Annotated in this window: 22 protein-coding genes; 7 read left to right on the top strand and 15 right to left on the bottom strand. The window is 62.2% G+C overall.

What is annotated here, in order from left to right; all coding sequences use genetic code 11:
* Nucleotides 1-34 precede the first annotated feature (34 nt).
* The 5 genes from I6F16_RS34910 to I6F16_RS34890 are packed head-to-tail and all read right to left on the bottom strand — an operon-like array spanning nucleotide 35 to nucleotide 5,719.
* Nucleotides 35-1,549: an ABC transporter ATP-binding protein gene (locus I6F16_RS34910; protein WP_225174448.1), complete on the bottom strand. Its 1,515-nt coding sequence runs from the start codon at nucleotides 1,547-1,549 to the stop codon at nucleotides 35-37.
* 40 nt (nucleotides 1,550-1,589) lie between these two features.
* Entirely contained in the window at nucleotides 1,590-2,516 is a 927-nt protein-coding gene (locus I6F16_RS34905) for an ABC transporter permease (protein WP_225125409.1), read from the bottom strand.
* A gap of 4 nt (nucleotides 2,517-2,520) precedes the next feature.
* Nucleotides 2,521-3,597 (bottom strand): ABC transporter permease, encoded by a 1,077-nt coding sequence (locus I6F16_RS34900; protein ID WP_225174447.1) that lies wholly within the window; start codon nucleotides 3,595-3,597, stop codon nucleotides 2,521-2,523.
* A 9-nt stretch (nucleotides 3,598-3,606) separates the two neighbouring features.
* Nucleotides 3,607-4,719: a BMP family ABC transporter substrate-binding protein gene (locus I6F16_RS34895; protein ID WP_225174446.1), complete on the bottom strand. Its 1,113-nt coding sequence runs from the start codon at nucleotides 4,717-4,719 to the stop codon at nucleotides 3,607-3,609.
* A gap of 34 nt (nucleotides 4,720-4,753) precedes the next feature.
* Entirely contained in the window at nucleotides 4,754-5,719 is a 966-nt protein-coding gene (locus I6F16_RS34890; RefSeq protein WP_225174445.1) for a dihydrodipicolinate synthase family protein, read from the bottom strand.
* Between the two features lie 196 nt (nucleotides 5,720-5,915).
* Here I6F16_RS34890 and I6F16_RS34885 point away from each other — a divergent pair, with 196 nt between their 5' ends.
* From I6F16_RS34885 to I6F16_RS34860, 6 genes are all read left to right on the top strand, one after another.
* Complete coding sequence (locus I6F16_RS34885) at nucleotides 5,916-6,707, top strand: FCD domain-containing protein (RefSeq protein WP_225174444.1); 792 nt, start codon at nucleotides 5,916-5,918, stop codon at nucleotides 6,705-6,707.
* Between the two features lie 485 nt (nucleotides 6,708-7,192).
* Nucleotides 7,193-8,629 (top strand): sugar ABC transporter substrate-binding protein, encoded by a 1,437-nt coding sequence (locus I6F16_RS34880; protein WP_225174443.1) that lies wholly within the window; start codon nucleotides 7,193-7,195, stop codon nucleotides 8,627-8,629.
* A 61-nt stretch (nucleotides 8,630-8,690) separates the two neighbouring features.
* Nucleotides 8,691-9,614, top strand: a complete 924-nt coding sequence (locus tag I6F16_RS34875) for a sugar ABC transporter permease (protein ID WP_225174442.1) — start codon at nucleotides 8,691-8,693, stop codon at nucleotides 9,612-9,614.
* A complete protein-coding gene (locus I6F16_RS34870) occupies nucleotides 9,611-10,450 on the top strand; it encodes a carbohydrate ABC transporter permease (RefSeq protein ID WP_225125208.1) in 840 nt (279 codons plus the stop codon). Before I6F16_RS34875 ends, I6F16_RS34870 begins: the two co-directional genes overlap by 4 nt.
* Nucleotides 10,451-10,460: 10 nt before the next feature.
* Nucleotides 10,461-11,561, top strand: coding sequence for an ABC transporter ATP-binding protein (locus I6F16_RS34865; RefSeq protein ID WP_225174441.1), 1,101 nt, complete (start codon nucleotides 10,461-10,463; stop codon nucleotides 11,559-11,561).
* A gap of 31 nt (nucleotides 11,562-11,592) precedes the next feature.
* Nucleotides 11,593-12,483, top strand: a complete 891-nt coding sequence (locus tag I6F16_RS34860) for an SMP-30/gluconolactonase/LRE family protein (protein ID WP_225174440.1) — start codon at nucleotides 11,593-11,595, stop codon at nucleotides 12,481-12,483.
* A gap of 45 nt (nucleotides 12,484-12,528) precedes the next feature.
* Here I6F16_RS34860 and I6F16_RS34855 read toward each other — a convergent pair whose 3' ends face one another.
* The 5 genes from I6F16_RS34855 to I6F16_RS34835 form a co-directional block, all read right to left on the bottom strand.
* Nucleotides 12,529-14,421: a TRAP transporter large permease subunit gene (locus I6F16_RS34855; protein ID WP_225174439.1), complete on the bottom strand. Its 1,893-nt coding sequence runs from the start codon at nucleotides 14,419-14,421 to the stop codon at nucleotides 12,529-12,531.
* On the bottom strand, nucleotides 14,418-15,443 hold the full coding sequence (locus I6F16_RS34850; protein WP_225125202.1) for a TRAP transporter substrate-binding protein: 1,026 nt from the start codon (nucleotides 15,441-15,443) through the stop codon (nucleotides 14,418-14,420). Before I6F16_RS34850 ends, I6F16_RS34855 begins: the two co-directional genes overlap by 4 nt.
* A gap of 178 nt (nucleotides 15,444-15,621) precedes the next feature.
* Nucleotides 15,622-16,632: a transketolase family protein gene (locus I6F16_RS34845; protein ID WP_193374973.1), complete on the bottom strand. Its 1,011-nt coding sequence runs from the start codon at nucleotides 16,630-16,632 to the stop codon at nucleotides 15,622-15,624.
* Complete coding sequence (locus I6F16_RS34840; RefSeq protein WP_036008392.1) at nucleotides 16,629-17,468, bottom strand: transketolase; 840 nt, start codon at nucleotides 17,466-17,468, stop codon at nucleotides 16,629-16,631. The genes I6F16_RS34845 and I6F16_RS34840 overlap by 4 nt, the downstream gene beginning before the upstream one ends.
* Before the next feature lie 24 nt (nucleotides 17,469-17,492).
* Nucleotides 17,493-18,242 carry an SDR family oxidoreductase gene (locus I6F16_RS34835; RefSeq protein ID WP_225125200.1) on the bottom strand — a complete coding sequence of 250 codons (750 nt, stop codon included), beginning with the start codon at nucleotides 18,240-18,242 and terminating at the stop codon, nucleotides 17,493-17,495.
* A 108-nt stretch (nucleotides 18,243-18,350) separates the two neighbouring features.
* Between I6F16_RS34835 and I6F16_RS34830 the strand changes: the two genes are divergently transcribed.
* Entirely contained in the window at nucleotides 18,351-19,247 is an 897-nt protein-coding gene (locus I6F16_RS34830) for a LysR substrate-binding domain-containing protein (RefSeq protein ID WP_225125198.1), read from the top strand.
* Between the two features lie 107 nt (nucleotides 19,248-19,354).
* Here the strand turns inward: I6F16_RS34830 and I6F16_RS34825 are convergent, their stop codons facing one another.
* The 5 genes from I6F16_RS34825 to I6F16_RS34805 are packed head-to-tail and all read right to left on the bottom strand — an operon-like array spanning nucleotide 19,355 to nucleotide 23,258.
* Nucleotides 19,355-20,200, bottom strand: coding sequence for an ABC transporter substrate-binding protein (locus tag I6F16_RS34825; protein WP_225125196.1), 846 nt, complete (start codon nucleotides 20,198-20,200; stop codon nucleotides 19,355-19,357).
* Between the two features lie 40 nt (nucleotides 20,201-20,240).
* Nucleotides 20,241-20,975, bottom strand: a complete 735-nt coding sequence (locus I6F16_RS34820; RefSeq protein WP_225125194.1) for an amino acid ABC transporter ATP-binding protein — start codon at nucleotides 20,973-20,975, stop codon at nucleotides 20,241-20,243.
* Between the two features lie 38 nt (nucleotides 20,976-21,013).
* Nucleotides 21,014-21,766, bottom strand: a complete 753-nt coding sequence (locus I6F16_RS34815; RefSeq protein WP_225133420.1) for an amino acid ABC transporter permease — start codon at nucleotides 21,764-21,766, stop codon at nucleotides 21,014-21,016.
* 8 nt (nucleotides 21,767-21,774) lie between these two features.
* The gene (locus tag I6F16_RS34810; protein ID WP_225125192.1) at nucleotides 21,775-22,476 is read right to left on the bottom strand and encodes an amino acid ABC transporter permease; all 702 of its coding nucleotides are present in this window, start codon (nucleotides 22,474-22,476) and stop codon (nucleotides 21,775-21,777) included.
* Between the two features lie 14 nt (nucleotides 22,477-22,490).
* Nucleotides 22,491-23,258 (bottom strand): SDR family oxidoreductase, encoded by a 768-nt coding sequence (locus I6F16_RS34805; RefSeq protein ID WP_225125190.1) that lies wholly within the window; start codon nucleotides 23,256-23,258, stop codon nucleotides 22,491-22,493.
* Nucleotides 23,259-23,326 lie beyond the last annotated feature (68 nt).

The following is a 23,326-nucleotide window of genomic DNA, read 5'->3' as shown; positions in this document are numbered from 1 at the left end:
CCCTGTTGATTTTGGTCAGATGCGCGCCCTCGAGTCAGGCCGCTTTCATTCCCGCCATGTATTTGCCGATCACGCGCTTGTCGGCGCCTTCGGCTGACACTTCATGGACTATGCGACCCGCGCTCATGACGAGGACCCTGTCGACTAAGCCAAGCAACTCGTCGAGATCCTCCGAGATGAGTAGCACTGCGGTTCCGCGATTCCGCGCCTCGAGGATCCGGCGGTACGTTTCTTCGCACGCAACGAAATCAAGCCCGAACGTTGGATTGGACGCGACCAGCAGGCGAACGTCCTGCGTGAGCTCCCGCGCCAGTACGGCCCGTTGCACGTTGCCACCGGACAGCGTGCTCATGCTTGCGGTCAGGCTAGGCGCCTTGACACGAAATTGAGCGACCAGCCTCTCGGCCTGCTGGGCGAGCGCGCCGTAGTTCATTGCGATACCACGGCAGAGCGGCACCCGATCGAAATTACGCAGGGCAAGGTTCTCGGCCAGCGACATGCGGTCGATGCAGGCGTTCTTCAGGGGCTCTTGCGGCAGTCCATAGACGCCGAGGCGGGCGATTTCCCTTCGCGTACCGTTGAACGGCGAGCCGGACACGGTCATCGTACCGCTTCGATCCCGCTGCCCCATCAGGGCCTCGACCAACTCCAACTGTCCATTTCCGGATACCCCGGCAATCCCGACAATCTCCCCTGCCCGCACCTCGAGCGAGAGATCTTTCACAGCGGGAAGACCATTGTCGCCGTTCACGCGGAGGTCGCTGATGGAGAGGATAATATCGGACCTCGGCGGCGATTTCGGCGCGTGCTGCACTATCTTGCTGACGGGCTCTCCGATCATAGCTTCTGCCAGAGCGTCGTCCGTCAAATCGGCGACGGCGCCCGTTCTCACCGACGCGCCTCGACGCAATACCGTCACGTCGTCGGCGAATCGGCGCACTTCATGGAACTTGTGGCTAATCAGGATGGCGCTGAGTACGCCCGTCCGTGTCAGGCTGCGAACATGGCCGAGCACTTCATCGGCTTCTGCCGGCGTCAGCACCGACGTCGGTTCGTCCAGGATGAGTAGCTTGCGCCCGAGATAGAGCTGTTTAACGATCTCGGCCTTCTGCTTCTCGCCCGCAGAGAGCTGCGAGACGCGTACATCGAGTGGCACGTGAAACGGAAGCTTCTTGGTGACTTCGGCCAGCCGCCTCAGCTCGCTTTGCCAGTTGATATAGGCCGGCAATCTCGCACCGCTGACGACGAGATTCTGCGCCACCGTCATCGACGGCACGAGAGTGAAATGCTGATACACCATGCCGATGCCGAGCGCATCGGCATGCTTCGGCGAGTTTAGCCGGTGCTCGCGCCCATCCACCTGGATGTGACCCTCGTCCGGATGATAAAAGCCCACGAGGCATTTGACCAACGTGCTCTTGCCGGCGCCGTTCTCCCCTAGCAGCGCATGGACGGTGCCCGAGCGGATCAGTAGCGACACGTTGTTCAAAGCGAGATTCGCTCCGAAACGCTTCGTCATGTTCCTGAGCTCGACTTGCGGAGCGGTCATCGGACTATCCTCCCAGGATGAATTCCCGTCACGGCGCTTCTCACCGGTGCAGCTTGAGTTCGCCCGGCGCATCGGCGAACGGAGCGGCGCGCGACGTCGAGGCAACCATGATCGCCAGCGTCAGGATGTAGGGGGCTGCATTGAACAGGTAGTAATAGCCGGTCACGCCAATGCCCTGGAGCGCAGGACCGAGAGCGCCCGCCCCGCCGAACAGCAGCGATGCGCCCAGCGCGTTGACCGAACGCCAGCGCGCAAAGATGACGAGCGCGACGGCCATGATGCCTTGGCCACTCGACAGGCCTTCGCTCCAGCTTCCCGGATACGAAAGCGACAGGAAGCTGCCGCCGATGCCGGCGAGAAAGCCGCCCGCCATGGTCGCGATGATTCGTACCCGCAGTACGGGAAAGCCAAGCGCGCGTGCGGCATCCTCGCTATCTCCCACCGTACGCAGCATCAGCCCCCAGCCGGTCCTGTTCAGGAAAAGGTAGACCGCAAAAGCCAGTGCAATTCCGACGAAGAACAGTGCGTTGACGTCCAGCGCAGCTCGCACCTGCGGTACGGTCGACCAAAACCCGAGTCCAATCGAGGGAAGCGGCGGCGCTTTGGGCTCGATCAAGGGTTTGCCCAGGAAGAACGCGAGGCCCGTCCCTAGCACGATCAGGCTGATGCCGATCGCGGTGTCATTGACGCGCTTCACACTGCACAAAAGGCCATGCAGCAGCCCGAATGCCATTCCGGCAAGTCCGGCCGAAAGCACGCCGAGCCAGGGCGAGCCGGAGAGGTAAGAGATCGCGTACCCCGCCATGGCACCGAGCATCAGAGTGCCCTCGAGGCCCAGATTGATACGGCCCGATTTCTCGGTGATCAGCTCACCGATGCTCACGAAAATGAAGGGTGTCGACACACGGATCGCCCCACCCAGGATCGCGAGCGGCAGCGCAAGCCAGCCGATTGATGTACCGTCCATGCCTTTACCTCCGCGTCGTTTCTCGGAGTTGTTGCGCAATTGCATCCGCGACGAGGACGCAGACGAAGATCAGCCCCTGAAACACCAGCATTGTCGCATCCGGCAGTCCAAGACGTCGTTGCAGCAGGCTGGCGCTTGCCTGCATGCCGCCGATCAACAGCGCGACAGCGACAATCGCAAGCGGCTGGTGCCGCGCCAGGAATGCGACGAGGATTCCGCTATAGCCGTAGCCGACGATGAGTGAGGAGTTGGCCGTCCCCTGCACGGCCGCCACCTCGATGGCGCCGGCAATTCCCGCCATACCACCTGCCACGACCGAGGCACCGATGATCCAGCGATTGACGGCAAGGCCCATCATCCTCGCGACCCGGGCACTTCCGCCGACCACCCGCAGCGCAAAACCCCAACGCGTGTAGCGGAGCACGACATGTGCGGCGATCGCCAGCAATAGACTGACGGCAAGGCCGGCGTGAACGCCCACACCTGGCAGCGTCGGCAGCATGTAGGACGGATCGATAGGGTGGGTCGACGGCTTGTCGAGACTTGCCGGATCGCGCAACATGCCTTCGGTCAAGTGGTGGAAGACGGCGATTCCGATATAGGACAGCAGCAGGCTAGATATCGTTTCGTTGACGCCGCGATATTGGCGGAGCACACCCGCCAGACCGAACCAGAGCCCTCCGATCAAGGCGCCGGCCAGCAACATCAGGAGTTGCATGGGAAGCGCGTGCGCTCCCGCGAAGGGCAACGTCACAACGGCACCCGCGAGCCCGCCGAGCACCAAGGCCCCCTCGCCGCCGATAATCACCAGCCCCGCTTGCGCGGGAATCGCGGCGGCCAGCCCCACGAGTACCAAAGGAGCGGCGCGTGACAAGGTATCCTGCCAGGCGAAGCTGCTACCGAAGCCGCCCTGGACGATCAGACCGAACACCGTGGCGGGGTTCTGTCCGTACAAGGCCACGAACGCCGCGAAGATAGCCGACGCAAGCAGCACCGCCAGGACAGGCAAGGCCACGCTCAGTTGAGCTGCGGTTACCAGCGGCTTCGAAGGCACGGGTTCGATTCCGGAGATCGAAGACAAGAGCGCCTCCTACACTTGGCCGATGATGCCTTCGACAAGATAATTGATGCCGTCGAGCGCACGGTCGTTGCTGCTCTGCATGATTCCGGCAGGGATGACGACGTTGCCCTTGTTGTCCTTGAGCGGGCCACTATAGATCACGCGCGTACCGCCGATGAGGTCTGCCCGCGCCGTCTCGGCCGCTGCGCGCGCCTCAGGCGTAACAAGTTTTCCAAAAGGACTGTTCTTGACGAAATGATCGCCAAGCCCGGCACGGAGATAGTGCTCCGGCTTCTTGCCGCCACGCACGCTGCCGGCATAGACGAGGTAGGGCGTGATCCAGTTCCACTCGGCCCCGGTGAGATAGCCGTTGGGAGCCACATCGGCCTGACTCGAGTGGTAGCCGCATGACATGACGCCGCGCTTCTCCGCCGTCTCGATCACGACCTTCGGGCTATCGACCTGGGCGGCGATGACGTCGGCCCCCTGGTCGACCAACGTGTTCGTCGCTTCGGCCTCGCGCACAGGAAGCACCCAGTCGCCAGTGAAGATGACCTGCACCTGAATGGCCGGATCGACCGAGCGCGCGCCAATCGCGAACGCATTTATGCTGCGCAGAAGGTTGGGAGTCGGCTTCGCCGCGACGAGGCCGAGCTTCTTGCTCTTCGTCATGTGGCCGGCGACGATTCCCGAAATGTACTGCGCCTCGAAGATGTAGGCGTAGAACGTGCCGATGTTCTCGGTCATGCCCGCCGTCCACACGCCGCCGGTGTGAGCGAAGGTGACGTCCGGATACTTTGCCGCCATCTCCAGAACGTGGGGCTTGAAGTAGCCAAAGGACGTCGCCAGGATGAGTTGAGCGCCGTCCTGACGGATCATGCCTTCCATGCTGCGCTGGGCCGCGATCGTTTCCGGAACGCGCTCCTCCTCAATCACCTTGATGCCGGGTTGTTTCTTGAGCGCCGCGGCGGCCTGCGCGTGGGACTGGTTGAAGCCGTAATCCTGCTTGGAACCGGAGTACAGAACTCCGACCGTGAGCGGCGTCTCCGCGCGGGCAAAGGTACTCTTGAGAACGAATGGTGCGGAGCCGGCAGCGGCCAGCATCTGGAGTACCGAGCGACGGTCGACAGGCCTCAAAGTCATGTTCCTCTCCATTGAAGATTGCAATCAGCACAAGTCACGACGAAATTCGCTCGGCGGTGGACAGCAGGCCGGGCGCACCACATGCGATGAGATCGGCTTCCAGCTCCCGTCTTTCAGCAGCGGACAGCGGCGTGACCGGCGAGCGCACGGCGCCGCCGGCAAGGCCGATCAGATCGCACCAATGCTTGACCGCTGCGTTCGGCATGTGACCGCGCTTCAGCGGGTCCATGATCCATTTGTTGAAGATGATCCGCTGCGGCGCGAGTGAAGCACAGATGCGTGCTGCTTCGTCCGTCCGTCCGGCCGCAAGCAGTGCCACATAGTCCGCGATCGGGCGAAACTCGCCGCGTTGATAGAGGTAAGGCTCGGGGTCAGCATAGAGGATCGACTGACTCTCGGTCTGCATGTTGGCGAAGAAGTTCTCTTCCAGCGGGTCCGACACCAGCACGCCGTTTCGCGCAGCCTGGCGAAGCGCCGCGTTCTCGGCTGCGTTGCCTGTCGTCTTCAGCAGCTTGAGATTGGGTAGTGAGCAGAGCTGCGTGAAAACGCCGGGATCCAATGGACTGCCCGCGGCGGTTCGCGCGTTGAAGATGACGATCGGCATCTCCAACCGGACACAGATGTGGTGCAGATACGCGAACTGCTGCGCAGGGGATCGCGGCCCGGAGGTTGGGACCATGAGCACCGCGTGGCTGACGCCAAGCCGGCGCGCGTGCTCGCCGAGATCGATGGTTTCTTCCACCGAGGGACCCGAGATCACCACGGAAATCCCAAGGCGCCCCCCCGCCTCGTCCGCAATGACCTCTATGACACGCTTTCTCTCCTGCAGCGTGAGCGACCAGACTTCGCCGATCAGCCCATTGCAGAACACGCCCGCCAATCCGGTTGCGATGTAGTGGCGGACGTTCCGGCGGACTCCGGCCTCGTCGATGGCACCGGAGGCGTCGAAGGGGGTGTGAATCGCCGCCCAGATTTCCGGGATGTTCTGCCCGATCGACATGCTCGCTCCCCTCATCCGACCGGTCTATTCTATTTATCATGATAAACCGGATTTGCATGAATATGCCTATTATGAGAAAAGTGTCAATCAATGAGTCGGGTCTTTCTCTGGCCACACGCCTAGTTCCCGCCAGAACCAACCTTGGAACTCATTGGTAGCTTTGGAGAATTCGGGAATGACGATGGAGTTAGAAAAATTGCCGCGGCCGGGGGGCCGGCTGAAAATTCAAAAGCGCGCCGACCTCGTTACCGAAGAGATCAAGCAGCTGATCACCCAGAAGAATCTCCGTCCGGGCGACAAGCTTCCGATGGAGAAAGAGCTTCAGCGGCTGTTTTCGGTCAGCAAGAGCACGATCCGCGAGGCGCTCAAGTCCCTCGAGGTGCAGGGACTGATCACCATCAGCACCGGCCCGACCGGCGGGGCGACGATCATGGAGGTCCCGCTCGAGCGCACCTTTCAGCTGTTGCAGAACTACCTGTTCTTCAAAGAGGTCAGCATGGAGGACATCTATGCGGCCCGGCGCTTGCTGGAGCCGGAACTGGCTGCCGGCTCGGTGCCATTTCTGTCGGACGAGCAGCTCGACGCGCTCGAGCAGAACATTGAAACATGCCAGCCGGCCTCGCAGGACCCGTCCCTTCTCGTTCGTCAACGCCAGGCGGATCTCGACTTTCACGACATCCTGGCTGCAGCAAACCCCAATCCCTTCCTGCGCTTCGCATGCGAGCTGATCAACGAGATGCTCCGTCGGCTGGTTGTCTTCAGCACCCAGACGCCTCCGGAAGAGCACACGCGATTTGGATGCGCCAACGTCAAGATTCACATGGAGATCGCCAAGGCCGCCCGTGCACGCGACAGCGAGCGCGTGCGCGCGCTCATGAAGGCGCATATGGAGGAAGCTTCGGAATACGTGAAGCGGTTGGATGGCCGTCTCGACGGCCGACTGATCCTAGACTCGGAAATGGCGCCGCGCCCGCGACCACTGTCCTGAAGCGCGGCCTGTTCCGCCACGATTGCACCGGCGCGAGCTTGCGCGAGCATTGCGTCTGGACAGTCCTGTGAGCCTGTTCTCCTGCCCGATCTAGCAACCGCATGATTGGCTCGCTTTGCTTCCGAGAGACCTCAGCAGATAGGTGACTGCGGTTCACCGATGCTTGCAAAGTTCTCATTTGTCGACCAGTTCCGCCTCGACGCAGACTAGCCCCAAAGTCAACGCTCTCGAGCGTTTTGGGGAGGATACGTGCTTCTACAACGCCAGCTGGCGTCCATTCAGGTTGCGGGCGACAAGCCCGGACCCGCGATGCGCCTGCGCTGCAAATCCTCGACATAGATGAATTTGTTTCTCTCGGCCAGGATCGCCGCCGACAGCGTCCGTTCACGCCGGCGGCTGGCTAACCGGGCAGAGATCACGTGAGAAGCGCTCCGAAGCCGGCTCTGCTGCTGGACTCCGGACGCTCAGGAGAGGAGGAGGAAGGGATGAAGTTCAGGACATTTCTCGGCGCGGCTGCAGTGCTAACGCTGGCTGCTGGTTCGGCGCTGGCTGCCGACAAGGATGCCGCCGACACAGCGGTGGAAGCCGCGAAGAAGTACGCGGGTACAACGATCAGCATCGTCTGGGAGGCTGGCCTCCAGTCGCTCGACCCGCTGAACTATTCGGGTCCGCAATGGGAGAAGCTCACCGGCATCAAGGTGAAGGTGGTCGAAGTGCCGACCGACCAGATGTTCACCAAGATCATGCAGGATTTCAAATCGGGCGCCGGAGCTTATGACGCACTGAACGTCATTCCGTCCTGGATGCCCGATCTTGCGCGTGCAGGCGCGCTCGAGCCTCTCGACAAGTATGTTGACAAGTTCGGCTACCGCGACGAGCTGCAGGACATCGCGGCCGCGTACCGCGATAACCAGATGCAGTATGACGGGAAGATCTACGGCTTCCCGGACGACGGCGACGTTATGTTGCTCTACTACCGCAAGGACATCTTCGACGATCCGAAGATGAAGGACGAGTTCAAGGCCAAGTTCGGCTATGAGCTTGCCCCGCCAAAGGACTGGAAGCAGTTCGACGAAATCGGCCAGTTCATCACCGACAAGATGGCGCCGAAGGTCTACGGCGCCGGATTCTTCCGTACCGCGCCCTATCCGCAATACATGTTCCAGGAGCGCTTCCGCATGGAAGGCGGCAAGTTCTTCAATGCCGACACCATGAAGGCCGCGGTGAATGGCGAGGTCGGTCTCAAGGTGTTCAAGCAGATGGTGGCGGAGAACAAGTTCATGCCGCCGGGCGTGGAGCAGTGGAATTTCGTCGACAACCTCGCCGCGTTCCTTCAGGGCACGACCGCGATGACGATCTCCTGGCCGCCCTACGGCCGCTGGGCCGCGGGCTATGGCTCGGGCGAGCAAGCTTTGAAGTGGGTGCCGAAATCGCAGGTCGCCGGCAAGGTCGGCTACGCGCTCACGCCTCTCGGTCGCCCGGAGCTCGGCGTCGGCTTCGACTTGTCGGTGTCGGCCACCAGCAAGAACAAGGAGGCCGCGTATCTGTTCATCCAGTGGCTGAACAGCAAGAAGACCAGCCTCGAGCGCGTCCAGCTGCCCTATACGCTGCGCGATCCGTTCCGGCTCTCGCACTACGCGAGCGAGAAGTATCGTGCGCTCTGGCCTGACGCTGCCGCCTATCTCGACACCATCAAGACGTCCGGCGAGAAGGGGCTGCTCGACCTGTCGCTGCTGCAACAGGACAAGTACGACGAGGCAATGACCAAGGCGATCTCGAGCCTCTGGGCCGGTGAAGATCCCAAGGCCATTCTCGATCGCATGGCGCAACAATTCGACGCCATCACCGAGAAGGTCGGCGTCGAGAACCAGAAAGCCGTCTACAAGGTCTGGGCCGCAAAGCCCGGCGCCTACCCGCAATAACTGACTGGATACCGCACGGGAGGCATCGCCCTCCCGTGCGGTGCCGTTTTCCGGACTGATGATGACAGTTTCTGTGAACCTCAATGGCGCCGAGCAGCGCCGCCCCAGCCGCTTCGGGCGCATGCTCGAGGACCGCCTGCCCTATCTCATCGTTGCGCCGGCCATTCTGATTCTTCTCCTGGTCGGCCTGTTCCCTCTGATCTACTCGCTGATCGTGAGCTTCCAGCGCATCACGATGACCGAGAACGACACCTCCTTCGTTGGCTTCTTGAACTATGCGGAGCTGTTCAGGGATGCCCGCCTCTGGGCTTCGCTCGGCCACACCGCCATCATCACCGCGATCGCCCTCCCCTTGGAGCTGCTGATCGGGTTCCTGATGGCGCAACTCTTCATCGATCGCATGCCGGGTCGACAGCTCTTCGTCGCGCTGCTGGTGCTTCCGACGGTGATCTCTCCGATCGTCGCGGGTGCGACCTGGCGTCTGATGTTCGACGTCCGCTTCGGACCGATTGGCCAGATTCTGAGTTTCTTCGCCGGCGAGCAAGTGCGGATCCTTTGGACCGTCAATCCCGCCTTCGTCTATCCGGCGATCATCATCTGCGAGGTCTGGCAGTGGTCGCCGTTCATGTTCCTGCTGCTGCTCGCCGCACTATCGAATGTTGACCAGTCGCAGCTCGAGGCTGCCGAGATCGATGGGGCGTCGTACCTGCGCGTGCTTCGCGCGATCGTTCTGCCGGCGATCGCGCCCGTGATCGCCGTCGCCTGCCTGATCCGCGGCCTCGATCTGGTTCGCATCTTCGATGTCATCTGGGCCCTCACCGAAGGCGGGCCGGGCTCGATGACCGAGACCATTTCGCTCTACACCTATGTGCAGGGCTTCTCGCAATTCGAGACCAGCTACACGGCCGCGATTTCCTTCCTGGTGATTGCGTTGCTGACGCTGATCACGACCCTGGTCCTCAAGCGCATGGAGCTTGCGCGATGAGGATCGGCAGGCTTCCGGCCAGAAAAACCCGTATTCTCGCCGTCCGCTATCTCGGCGCCTGCGTCGTGACCCTGCTGTTCCTGTTTCCAGTTTACTGGCTGTTCATGATTTCGTTCAAGACAGCGGACGAGATCTACCACGTCCCACCCTTGTGGATTCCCGGACAGATCCAGTTCTCAAACTATTACGTCTTGTTCAAAGATGGCGACGTCCTGGCGATCCTGAACAGCCTGATCGTCGCCGGCGTCAGCTCCGGCATAGCAATCGTTCTCGGGACGCTCTGCGCCTACAGCCTCGCCAGGTTCGGCACCGGCGGCGAGAACCTCGCGATGTGGATCATCTCCCAGCGCATGATCCCACCGATTGCGGTCGTCTTCCCGATCTTCCTGATCTACGTGTATTTCGGCCTCGTCGACAGCTATTTCGGGCTGATCCTGCTCTACACGGCCTTCAATCTTCCCTACGTGATCTGGATGATGCGCGGCTACATCGTCGACGTGCCGCTGGAGCTCGAGGAAAGCGCTCTCGTCGACGGCCTAAATCGATGGGAGGTGATCTGGAAGGTCGTCTTCCCGATGGTTCGCCCCGGCCTCATGGCGACGTCGGTCTTCACCTTCGTGTTCGCCTGGAACGACTTTCTGTTCGCACTCGTGCTCACGCGCACCGAGGTCATCACCTTTCCGGTCATGCTGACGCACTATTTCGGCGGCCAATCGAATTTCTGGGCGAAGATCGCGGCGATGTCGGTCCTGGGGACGTTGCCGATCTTCGTCGCGGTCTCGGTGATGCAGCGCTATCTCGTGCGCGGCATCTCGCTGGGCGCAGTCAAGGGTTAGGGAGAGCGGAGTGGCTGACGTCAAGCTGTCCGGAGTACACAAATATTACGGCAACGTGCATGCAGTCAGGGGAGTTGATCTCACCATCGCCGATGGCGAATTCGCCGTGCTGGTGGGGCCGTCCGGCTGTGGCAAGAGTACTCTGTTGCGAACCATCGCCGGCATCGAGGATCCGGATGGTGGAACGATCACCATCGGCGGCGCGGTGGTCAACGATCTGCGCCCGCGCGAGCGCAATATTGCGATGGTGTTTCAGAACTATGCGCTCTACCCTTATCTGACCGTCAGCGAGAACATCGCCTTCGGTCTGCGCGCGCGCAAGACTCCCGAGATCGAGATCAGGAAGCGGGTCGGTGAAGCCGCCGAGATGCTCGGTATCGGCAATCTCCTCCAGCGCTATCCGCGGCAGCTCTCCGGAGGACAGCGTCAGCGCGTCGCCATCGGCCGCGCCATCGTTCGCAAGGCCGACCTGTTCCTGTTCGACGAGCCGCTCTCGAATCTCGACGCTCAGTTGCGTGACGAAATGCGCACCGAGATCAAGCGCCTGCATCACGAGATTACGACGACCATGATCTACGTTACCCATGACCAGGTCGAGGCGATGACGCTGGCCGACCGCATCGTGTTGCTGCGCGAGGGACAGATCGAGCAGCAAGGCGCTCCGCTTGAGCTGTTCGAGCAGCCGCGCACGGGGTTCGTTGCCGGCTTTCTCGGCTCTCCCTCGATCAACCTCATCCCCGCGACCCTCAAGACAAACGGCCGCGACGCCGCAGTGGTGTTTCAGTCCGGCGGTGAACTGACGCTTCCGAGCGCGAAGGCGAGGCCGCTGGCCAGTATGGATAGGCGAGAGATTCTCGTCGGCATTCGGCCCCAGCACTTCAGTCGGGCCGGCGGGCCATTGCGCGAAGGCGCGGTCTCCTATTCGGCCACTGCCGATCTCATTCAGCCGACGGGGACACGCACCTTCACCACCATCAAGATCGGCGGCGTCGATGCGGTTGCCGAGCTGCAGGCCCACGACGTCAGCAGCCATGGCGAGCAGGTCGACCTAGCCATCGACCTCAATCGCGTGGTGCTGATCGATCCGGCCAGCGGCCTGGTCATCGCATAACGAGAGCAACATTCGAGAACGGGAGGGATGAATGGCGTCGAGACTGTTTGCAACGGGAATTGGCGCGCCGGAGGGTCCGGTGTGCCTGCCCGACGGCTCGATGTATGTCACGGAGATGTCCGCCTCGACCCTTTGCGTCACGCGGCTCGATCCTCGCGGCAATCGCCGCGTGATCCGAACGACGGGTGGCCGTCCGAATGGACTGACGATCGATGGCCACGGCCGGATCTGGATCGCGGAAGCCGGGCTCAGGGCGCTGATCTGCATCGACGAAAGCGGAAATGAGGTCCGGCGCATGCAGGGCGAAGGCGCGGACCGGTTTCTGTTTCCGAACGACCTCTGCTTCGGTCCGAACGGATTGCTGTACATGACCGACTCCGGAATGGCCGCCGAGGATTTCATCAACGGCCAGGCCTTCGTCGACGGTTATATGGACTTCGACTGGGACGGCCGTGTGTATGAGATCGATCCGGCAGCCATGAAGATGCTCCGCGTGCTCGATCGCAAGATCCGCTTCACCAACGGCATTGCCTTCGGCCCCGACAACCACCTCTACGCCAACGCGTCCTTCACCGGCGAGATCTATCGATATGACGTGCTCGGCGAGGCAGCGCCGAAACGCTTTGTCTTCGGCAACGTCCTGCAGCCGGATTCCAATCCGGATTTCAAAGGGCCGGACGGGATGGCCTTCGGAACGGACGGCCGGCTCTATTGCACGGTCTACAACCAGAAGAACGTCACGGTGCTCGACCGGCGGGGTGAGGTCGCCGATCGTCTGGTCCTGGATGGAGCCCAGCCGACGAATTGCGCCTTTACGCTCGAGGGCAGAAAGCTACGGGTGACGGAGGTCGGCAAGGGCCAGGTCGAGGAGATCGATATGCCCTGTGACGGCCTGCCGTTGCATTTGCCGAAATTCGCCTGACGGGATGCCCGCGCGATGTTTTCCGCGAGGGCGCCTCGCCCGTTATCAAAGGAAGCCGATCGATAGCCAGGGCACGGCGGCAACAATCAGCGTGCCGATCAGGAGCGCGATCATATAGCCCACGATCGGCTTCATACCCTCGTCCGGATTTATGCGGCTGATGGCGCAGGCCGCGTAGTAGCCGACGCCGAACGGCGGCGCGAACAGGCCGATGCCCATGGCGAGGACGACAACCATCGCGTAGTGGACATCGTGTACCCCGACCTGCCGCGCGATCGGGAACAGCAGCGGACCGAACAGGACGATGGCCGGGATTCCCTCCAGCACGCTGCCGAGGATCACGAAAGTCACGATCGTCACCGCTAGGAAGACCGGTACCCCGCCCGGCAGGCTGGTCATGAACTTGGCGAGAGAGGCAGAAAATCCCGACTGGGTCAGCGCCCAGGCCATGCCTGTCGCCGCGCCGATGATAAGCAGAATCGCCCCTGAAAGGGAGGCTGTCTCGACCAGCATCGGATAGATGCGGCGCCAGTCGAACTGGCGATAGACGAAGAGACCCGCACAGGCCGAGTACAGGATGCCGATGGTCGAGACCTCCGTTGCCGTCGCGACGCCTTCGACGACGGCGGTCCGGATCACGAATGGCAGCGCGATGGCCGGTATCGCGATGACGAAGGCCCGCCCGATTTGCAGGCCGGTAGCCCGCTTGACGTGAGACAGGTCTTCGCGGCGGTATCGCCACCAGACCACGGCCGCGAGCATGACCGCGAGCACCACGGCCGGGAGCAACCCGCCAGTGAAGAGCGCCGAGATCGACACGCCGGTCACCGAGCCGATCGTGATCAGGACCAGCGAGGGCGGGATCGTTTCGGTCTGCGCGCCGGTTGCCGCCAGAAGCGCAACGAGGTCGCCCGGCTTGGCCCCGCGCTGCCGCATCTCGGGAAACAGGACCGGAGCCACCGCAGCCATGTCGGCCGCTTTGGACCCAGAAATGCCCGAGACCAGATACATCGCTCCCACCAGCACGTAGTGCAGTCCGCCACGCACGTGGCCCAGCAGGCTCGCCAGGAAGCCGACCATGGCGCGCGCCATGCCCGTCATCTCGATCAGGAGGCCAAGAAAGACGAAGAGCGGCACGGCGAGCAGGATCAGGTGGCTCATGCCCTCGTCCATCCGTCCGATCACCACCACGTCAGGCGTACTGGTCGTCAGGGCGAGATAGCCGACCGTGGCGAGGCCGAATGCGAACGCGATTGGTACGGCTGCGAAGACCATCGCGCCGACCACGAACACGAAGAAGATCAAGAGATTCAGATTGCCTAGCGGCTTCAAAACGGGAGCGAGCAGAACGAACGCCCCGATGATGCCTGCGACCATTGCGACCGAAGCCAGCAGGTTGCGCAGGCTCGCGATGCGGATCAGCCGGAGAACCGCGGCGATCAGCATCAAGCCGATGCCGATCGGTAGCGCCGCCGCGCGCCAGCTGTTGACGATCTCGAGCGCCGGCGTCGTGACGAAGGCCTCGTCGGCCGCAAATTCGTAGGCCGGCCAGACAACGAGCGCAAGAAATGCCAGCGATGCTGCGGCCGCGACGACATCTAGGAACGCGCGATGCTCCGCACTGAGAACGCCAACGATAGCCGTCATCCGCATGTGTTCACCGCGCTGGAACGCGATCACGGAACCGAACATGGCGAGCCAGAGGAAGAGAATGCCGGCAAGCTCGTCGGACCAGATGATCGGCGAGCGGAACACGTATCGCCCCACGATGCCGGCAGACAGCACAGCGATCTCCGCCAGCACGAGCAGTGCTGCCGGAACCGCCACGACATGACCAAGCACCGTGTTCGCCGTTATCACCCAACTGCGCCGGCCTGCCTGCGGGGCGCTGGCCGCCACACCGGCATGGACGGGGGGCGGATGGCTCACGCTGGTCATGATAGCTGGCCCGCGGCTTTTTCGAGCTGCGACCATGCTTCCTCGCCGAATTTGCCCTTCCAGTCTGCGTAGAAGCTGGTCTTGGACAGGGCCTGGCGGAAGGCGGCGCGATCGACGTCGATGAATTTGAGGCCCTTGGCCGAGAGATCGTTGCGCAGCGACTGGCTGAGCTTCGCGATGTCGGCACGCTGATCGACGGCGGAGCGGTCGAGCTCGCGCGTCACGATCTCCTGCACGTCCTTGGGCAGGCGCTCGAAGGCGCGCTTGTTGCCGAGGATCCAGTAGCCATCCCAGACGTGCCCCGTTAGACTGCACGTGCTCTGCACCTCATAGAGGCGCGCGGTCGCGATGATGGGCAACGGATTCTCCTGGCCATCGACGACCTTGGTTTGCAGCGCGGAATAGACCTCGTTGAAGTTGATCGGCGTCGGGCCGGCGCCGAGCGCCTTGAAGAGCGAAGTGAGCAGCGGCGCGGGCGGAACGCGGATCTGGAAATTCTTCAGATCATCCGGGGTGCGCACCTCGCGGCCGGACGAGGTCACCTGGCGGAAGCCGTTGTCCCAGGCCTTCGAGACCGCCATGATCGGTGTCTTGGCGATCAGCGCCCGGATGTAGGTGCCGAGGTCGCCGTCCATCGCCTTCCACACGCTGTCGTAGTCGGTGAACGCGAACCCGGTGTTCACGATGCCCGCGCTCGGCACCAGAGTGGCGAGGATCGAGGAGGATTGATTGAAGAACTCGACGCCGCCGCTGCGAACCTGGGTCAGCAGCTCGGTGTCGGACCCGAGCTGATTGGCCGGGAACAGCCTGATCTCCAGCCGGCCGCTGGTTGCTTCGCGGATGCGGTCGATCGCCTCTTGCGCGCGGACGTTCACCGGATGGGTCGGGTCCTGTCCGGTTGCGAACTTGTAGACGAACTCGGCGGCAGACGCTGGACGGGTCAGAATCGCGCAGAGAGGTACGGCGCTCGCCCCCACCAATAGCGAACGGCGGCTGATGCGTCCGAGCTTCGAGACAGTCATGTTTTCCTCCTGATCCTGTATTGACGTTGTGCGGCTGCATGAGCCTGCGCTGGCTTTCAGCTCTCCGGGCTCTTCGACCGCCCGCATTCGGGCAACAGCCGTCGCTCGCCCGCTGCAACATGCAGCGGGCGGAACTCTTCACTCGGATTCGGCGTGACTGGCGCTTAGTGCTGGTGCGCTAAAGCCACTGCTTGATCTGCCTTGCGACCTCGGCGGTGGAGATCCCGTAGCGGTCGTGCAGCGTCGGAAGTGCGCCGGCGTCAAGAAATTCGTCCGGCAATGCGATCTGGCGGAACGGCGGATGGATGCCTGAACGCAGCAGGAGTGCGGCAACCGCCTCGCCGAGACCGCCAATCGTCGTGTGGTTTTCGGCGACGACGACCAAGCGGCCTGACTTGCCGGCTTCACGCAGTATCGTCTCGGCGTCGAGCGGCTTGATGGTCGGAACATGGAGCACCGCAGCATCGACGCGGTCGTTCTTCAGAGTTTGCAAAGCCTCGAGCGCACGCATGGTCATGATGCCGGATGAGATGATTAGAACATCCTTCCCGTCACGAACCAGCTTGGCTTTGCCGAGCTCGAACTTGTAGTCGTATTCATCCAGCACGACCGGCACCTGGCCTCGCAGCAGGCGCATGTAGACCGGCCCCTGATGCGCCGCGATCGCGGGCACCAGCTGCTCGATTTCATGAGCATCGCAGGGATCGATGACCGTCATGTTCGGCATCGCGCGAAACAGCGCGAGATCCTCTGCGGCTTGATGACTCGGGCCATACCCCGACGTCAGGCCGGGCAACGCGCAGACGATCTTCACGTTGCGGTCTTCCTCCGCGATCGTCTGATGGATGAAGTCGTAGGCGCGGCGCGAAGCGAAGACCGCGTATGTGGTTGCGAATGGCATGAAGCCTTCGGCGGCAAGACCGGAGGCCGCCCCGAACAGAAGCTGCTCGGCCATGCCCATCTGATAATAGCGGTCCGGAAATTCCTTCGCGAAGATGTGCAGGTCGGTGTATTTGCCAAGATCGGCCGTCATGCCGACCACATCGGGACGGCTGCGCGCGAGCTCGACGAGCGCGTGTCCAAACGGCGCCGGCTTCGTCTTCTGCCCCTCCGCCGCGATCGAAGCGATCATGGCTGAGGTCGTCAGGCGCGGCTTGCCCGGCTGAGGTGCTGATCTGACGGTCTTCATGCCTGCCTCCCGGCTTCCAGCGCGGCCAGCGCGAGCTGCCATTCGTGCTGCTCGACCCGGATGAAATGGTTCTTTTCGCGCTGCTCCAGGAAAGGAACGCCCTTGCCCATCAGCGTGTCGGCGACGATCATGCGCGGCTTGGGCGCTGGGTGAGACTTGGCGGCATCGAATGCCGCAACCACGGCATCGAGATCATTGCCGTCGATCCGCTGCACAAACCAGCCGAAAGCCTGAAGCTTCTCGACCAGCGGCTCGAACGCCATCACCTGCGTCGAAGGACCGTCCGCCTGCTGATTGTTGACGTCGACGATGCCGATCAGATTATCGAGCCTGTAATGGCCCGCCGACTGGATGGCTTCCCAGACCGAGCCCTCGTCGAGCTCGCCGTCGGAGAACAACGTGTACACCCGCGCCTCGGATTTCTTGCGCTTGAGCCCCAGGCCCATGCCGACGGCGATACTGAGCCCAAGCCCGAGCGAGCCGCCCGACATTTCCATTCCGGGCGTGTAGGACGCCATGCCAGACATCGGCAGGCGGCTCTCGTCGCTGCCATAGGTTTCGAGCTCGTCCTCGGGGACGATCCCCGCCTCGATCAAAGCCGCATAAAGCGCGATGGCGTAGTGCCCGTTTGATAACAGGAAGCGGTCGCGGTCTTCCCAGGAGGGATCTTCCGGCCGGTAGCGCATTGCGTGAAAATAGGCCACGGCAAGGACGTCGGAGATGTCCAGCGCCTGTGCGATATAGCCTTGCCCCTGGACCTCGCCCATGCGCAGCGCATTGCGGCGAATGTTATAGGCGCGGTCCGTCAGCTTGGGCGTGTTGGTCAGCGTTTCCATCGATCTGGACCTTGTCTTGCTGGCTCAGTGGATCAGCATGCCACCGTTGACGTCGATCACGGCACCAGTCACGTAGGCGGAGAGATCCGAAGCCAGGAAGGTGTAGATGCCAGCGACGTCGTCTGCCGTGCCGAGGCGATTGAGCGGAATGCCTTCCAGGATCTTCGCCCTCATTTCGTCGGTCAGCTTGCCCGAGGTGATATCGGTGCCGATCAGGCCCGGCGTCACGCAATTGACGCGGATGCCGTCCGGGCCGAACTCACGGGCCATCGCCTTTGCGAGACCGAGCACGCCAGCCTTGGCCGCCGAATAATGCGGGCCGCCAAAGATTCCGCCGCCGCGCTGGGCCGAAACCGAGGACATGCAGGCGATCGATCCGGACTTGCGTGCGCGCATGTGCGGGATCACCGCCTGGGAGAGGAACAGAATGCCCTTGAGATTGACGTCCTGAATGCGATCCCAATCTGCCGGCGAGATATCCAGGAACTTGACCGGCTGGGTGATGCCGGCGTTGTTGATGAGAATATCGATGCCCCCGAAGGCTTCCATCACGCGAGCGACGGCCTGCTCGCAGGATGATTTATCGGCGACGTCGCATCGCAGCCCAATGTGGGACGTGCCAAGCGACGCCGCGGCGTCCGCCGCCGCGCTCGCGTCAACGTCGAGAATGGCGACGCGGGCGCCCTCGGCGGCGAACCGCCGTGCCGTGGCAAGCCCGATGCCGCGCGGCGATGCCGCGCCCGAAATGATGGCCGCCTTAGTGCTGAGCAGCATCAGTTCCTCCCGCGAATTTTTTCCCTTGGCAGGCCAAGAATGAACCGCGGAGGCGCAGCAGACAAACGCACAGTTGTCACGGATCGATGAATCTGGTTCACTTATGGAATGCTGTCGAATGTCCCGATATCGGCAATTCGCGCCTTTGAAGCCGCTGCTCGCACGGGATCATTCCGTGATGCCGCGAATGAGCTTCACCTGACGCCGAGTGCGGTCAGTCATGCGATCCGCAAGCTGGAGGACACGCTCCGCACCGTTCTGTTCGAACGCAGCGCGCGATCAGTGCGGCTCACGCCGGCCGGCGAAAATCTGATGCGTCACACGGGAGCGGCCTTCGATCAGCTTCGCCGTGGCCTCGAGGAAGTCGCCGCGCGCGGACCACAATTGGTGCGCGTCCATTCGGCACCTAGTTTTGCTGCGCAATGGCTGGCACCACGCCTCGCACAATTTTTCGCCGCCTATCCGAAGCTCGAAGTGCGGCTGGCTGCGAGCACGGACTACGCTCGCTTCAGCAACGATGATTTCGATATCGATATCGTCTACGGGCCGCCGCGCGCGGAGGGCGTGGAGGTTGTTCCTCTCCCCGAGGAGACGGTCACCCCGCTCTGCTCCCCTGCTCTCGCAAAATCGATCAGGAAGCCTGCCGACCTTCTCGATCAGACGCTGATCCGCTCCGACGTGAAGCAGGTGCAATGGCACCAATGGTTTACCGCCAACGGATTGGAAGCCCCCGCCCTGCACGGCATGAGGTTTGATCGCAGCTTTCTGGCAATCGCAACGGCAGCGGAGGGATTGGGAGTAGCGTTAGAATCAACGCTTCTGGCCGAACGCGAACTGGCGAGCGGGCGATTGGTTGCGCCGCTGGCAGGACGCGCCAACGATATCCGCTACGTCGGCCATCGCCTGATCTACCCGCGCGCCAGCCGACAGAGATCTGCGGTACGAGCCTTTGCAGATTGGCTCATGGCGCAACTCGATGGCGAACATGCCATTTCCCCGCGCTGAAGTTCTTCGCAGCACGTTCGATAGGATACACGCCGGCGAAAGAGCAGCGACGGGCCCCTAGTCGGGATAAAACCTGCTCCAATCGATGTGAATGGCCAACTCAAAAATCATGGGAGAGGCGTGAACTTCAACTGGCTGAGCGGCGCGACCTTGTCGGTGCGTGTCATCTTAAACTCGGTGCTCGGACCGAGCCACTTGTCCCAGAGTTGGTTGATCTCGCCGGCCCGGTCCATCGCGAGTAGGGTCTCGTTGATCTTCGCGAGCAGCGCCGGCTCGTCCTTCTTCATGCCAACGCCGATCGGCTGCAGGACCATCGGCTCCTCGATCATCTTTAGCGGCTGCCCGGCCTCCTTGGACTGGTTCACGAGCTTGGTAATGGTCATGGTATTCGCGACCATTCCGACGGCCTTGTTCTGTTGAACCGCCATGAAGGCCGAACCAGTATCGACGAAAGTCAGCGGGTCGGATTCGTTCATCTTGATCGCGAGTTCCGACGTCGATCCCTTGGTCGACGCCAGCCGCTTGCCCTTGAAGTCGGCTTTGGCGGTCCCGGGGTCGCTCGCCTTTACTGCCAGCATTTCCTTGGCGATATAATAAGGATCGGAAAACTGGATCTGCTCGGCACGTCCCAGCGTGTAGGCGAGGTTCGCCACCGTGATGTCGACGTGACCGAGCTTGACCTCGGGCACGCGCGCCTCGACCGAGAGCGGAGTGATCTTGGCGACAACGCCCCAGCGTTGGGCGATGGCCTTGCAGAGGTCGACGTCAAAGCCGACCATCTCACGCGTCTTGGCATCAGGGGCCGCAAACGGTGGTACGTCCGCGAAGGTTCCGCAGCGCAGTTCCTTGCGCTGCGTGATGTCCGAGAGCTGGTCGGCGCACGCCATCGACGCGATCCCGGCAAGGCCTGTGAGCGCTGCCACCAAGCCGATCGAACGGTTCTTGAAAGACATTCGTACTCTCCTTCTGGTTGATCACATCAAGGCAATATGGTCATCGGGTGTGCAGGTCCGATAGGAAGCGCTGTGCACGCGGATGCTGTGGTGAGCGGAAGAAGTCGCCCGGAGCTCCCGTCTCGAGCACCCTTCCGGCGTCCATGAACCAAACACGGTCGGCGACATCGCGCGCGAAATTCATCTCGTGGGTCACGCACATCATGGTCATTCCATCACGTGCAAGCCTGCGCATGACCGAGAGCACCTCGCCCACCATCTCCGGATCGAGCGCGCTGGTCGGTTCGTCGAACAGCATCGCCGGCGGCTCCATGGCGAGCGCTCGCGCGATTGCGACGCGCTGCTGCTGTCCACCGGAGAGCTGGGCGGGGTAGTTCTGCGCCTTGGCCGAGAGGCCTACGCGGTCCAATAGCCGAAGCGCCGTTTCGCGCGCGTCGCTGCGTTTGACGCCGTTCACCTTCATCGGTGATAGCATGACGTTGTCGAGCGCGCTCAGGTGCGGAAACAGGTTGAAGCTTTGGAAGACGAAGCCGATGCGGCTCCGGAGGTGGTTCAGCGCGGAGCCACGCAGCTTGGCGTGGACGTCCTTGCCCTCGAACAGCACCGAGCCGGACTGGATTTCCTCGAGCCTGTTGACGGTGCGGATCAGCGTCGACTTGCCCGAACCGGATGGCCCGCAGACCACTACCACCTCGCCTTTCTTGACCTCGGCGTTGACGTCGGTCAGCGCGGCGAGCGCCCCAAAGAACTTGTGGACAGCGATGAATTTGATCATCGGATCGGCATCTCCGGATGGTGTCTCACGGGACATGGTCATGCCCCTGATGCGCTTGCGGCTGTGGCAGGCATTGCAGACTCGGCAGCCACGCTTGCGGTTCGGCGCGCGGCAATCCGCCGCTCGATCATGTTGATGGCCTGCGTCAAGCTCCAGCAAACGATGAAGTAGCTGATGGCAAGGATGAAGTAGACTTCGAACGGCTTGGTCAGCAAGCGGTTGTTGATCTGGCCGGCTGCAAAGGTGAGCTCCGGGACGTTGATGATGTAGCCGAGCGTGGTCTCCTTGATGGTGGAAACGAACTGGCTGAGGATGCTCGGGATCATGTTGAACAGCGCCTGCGGCAGAATCACGTAGCGCATCGCGCCGAGATGGCTGTGTCCGAGCGCGCGGGCGGCGTCCATCTGACCTTGTGGCAGCGCCAGAATGCCGGCACGCACAATCTCGCTCAGGAATGCGGCTTCATAGCCGACCAGCGTGACCAGCATGGTCGCGAAAGCCGGTACGCTATGACCGATCAAGAGCGGCAGCACGAAATAGACCCATAGGATGATCAGCAGCAGCGGCACGCCGCGGGTGATGTAGACCATGGCCATGACCGGCCAGCGCAGCGCGCGCCACGGCGACAGGCTGGCGAGTGCCATCGCTACGCTCAGCGGAAACGCCAAAGCAATGCCGAGGACAGAGAGAATGAGGGTGGCCGCGATGCCGCCAAGCGGGCCGTTCGGATACTGGCCGACGAGCAGCAACAGCCAGTTGTCCCTGACGATATCGATCATGCTCGGGAGCAGCGACATGATCAGACCGCTCCGGCCATGCGGCTGCGCTGCTCGAGATAGTGACCAAGCCACATCAGCAGCAGCGAGCAGACGAGGTAAACGATCGTGGCAATCAGATAAGTCTCGAACGGTCGAAAACTCTGGTTCTCGACCTCCTTGACGGCGTGGGTGAGCTCGGCGACGCCGATCGCCATCGCAAGACTGGAGTTCTTGAACAGCGAGACTGTATGGTTCACCAGCGCCGGCATCGCGTTGCGAACCGCCTGCGGCAGCAGGATGTAGGTCATTGCTCCGACGTAGCTATGCCCCAGGGCACGGGCGGCTTCCCACTGCCCCCTCGGCACGGCGCGCAGACCGGAGCGTTGATCTTCGCTGAAATACGCAGCCTGACACAACCCCAGAGCAACGACCGCAAACACCGCTTCGCCATTGTGATCGCCGAGCCACATCTGAACGGAGCCTGGCAGCAGGCTCGAAATGCCGAAATACCAGAGCATGAGCTGCACCAGCGTCGGCACATTGCGGTGGTAGGAGACGTAGATCGCGACAAAACCGCTGGCAATCCGGCCCGGAAGCATCCGGACCGCAAGAAGGATCATTCCGAGACTCATCGCCAGCAACCATGAGCCAATAAAGATGATAAAGGTCATCTTCACCCCATGGACCAGCATCCGGCTGAACTCCGGATTGAGCAGGACGGCCATGAGGTCGAAACCCTTCATCGCGCGCCCCTCATCTAGGTCGGGAGAAAGGGTTTTGGGGAGCCCTCGGGGCGCGTGGTCGACAGGCCACCCGGCACCTGCAAGGTCGGAGTGATTTCGATGTAACCCACATTCACCGCTACGGGAGCCGCGATCGCAAACGCGATCGCATCGGCAATGTCCTTTGCCTCGGGCAGCTCAAAGCCTTCGATGAAGTTCGCGCGTGTTTCGGCGCTGTCGCCGTGGACATGGGCGAAGATATCGGTTGCAACCCGGCCTGGGCAGATCTCCGTGACGCGCACGCGCTTGCCGAAGCAGTCGATCCTGAGCTGACTGGTCAGCATGCTGACGGCCGCCTTGGTCGCGTGGTAGCTTGAATTGCCCGCGAAGTTGTAGGCGCCGGCGATCGAGGTGATGTTCACCACGTGACCGCGATCGCGCTGAGCCATGCCCGGCACGAGCAGGCGGCAGAGATGCAGGATCGCGCGCAGGTTGACGTCGACCAGGAGATCGATGTCCTCCGCATCCGCCTGAAGAAATTTCTTCGGCCGGTCGACGCCCGCGCTGTTGACGAGCACGTCGACTTCGATGCCCTGAGCAAGCTTGCTGATAGCCGCGATATCTCTGACGTCGACCGCGTGCGGGATGCAGCCGGTGCGATCGGCCAAAGCTCTCAGCGCATCCGCACTCCGGGCGAGCGCATGGACCATCAGGCCTTCACGCGCCAGGCGCTCGACAACCGCCAGGCCGATTCCTGACGAGGCGCCGGTGACGAGAGCAGTCCTGTAGTCCGAGAATGGCATCTGGTTCCTCACCCTCTGAACACGCTAAACGATCCCGTAACTTCACCGCCAAGACGGATTAACTGTGG

Origin of the sequence: Bradyrhizobium sp. IC4060 (assembly GCF_020193715.1) — a bacterium.
GTDB lineage: Bacteria > Pseudomonadota > Alphaproteobacteria > Rhizobiales > Xanthobacteraceae > Bradyrhizobium > Bradyrhizobium yuanmingense.
The sequence above is the reverse complement of the archived record's forward strand: the minus strand, read 5'-3'. Positions and strand labels throughout refer to the sequence as shown.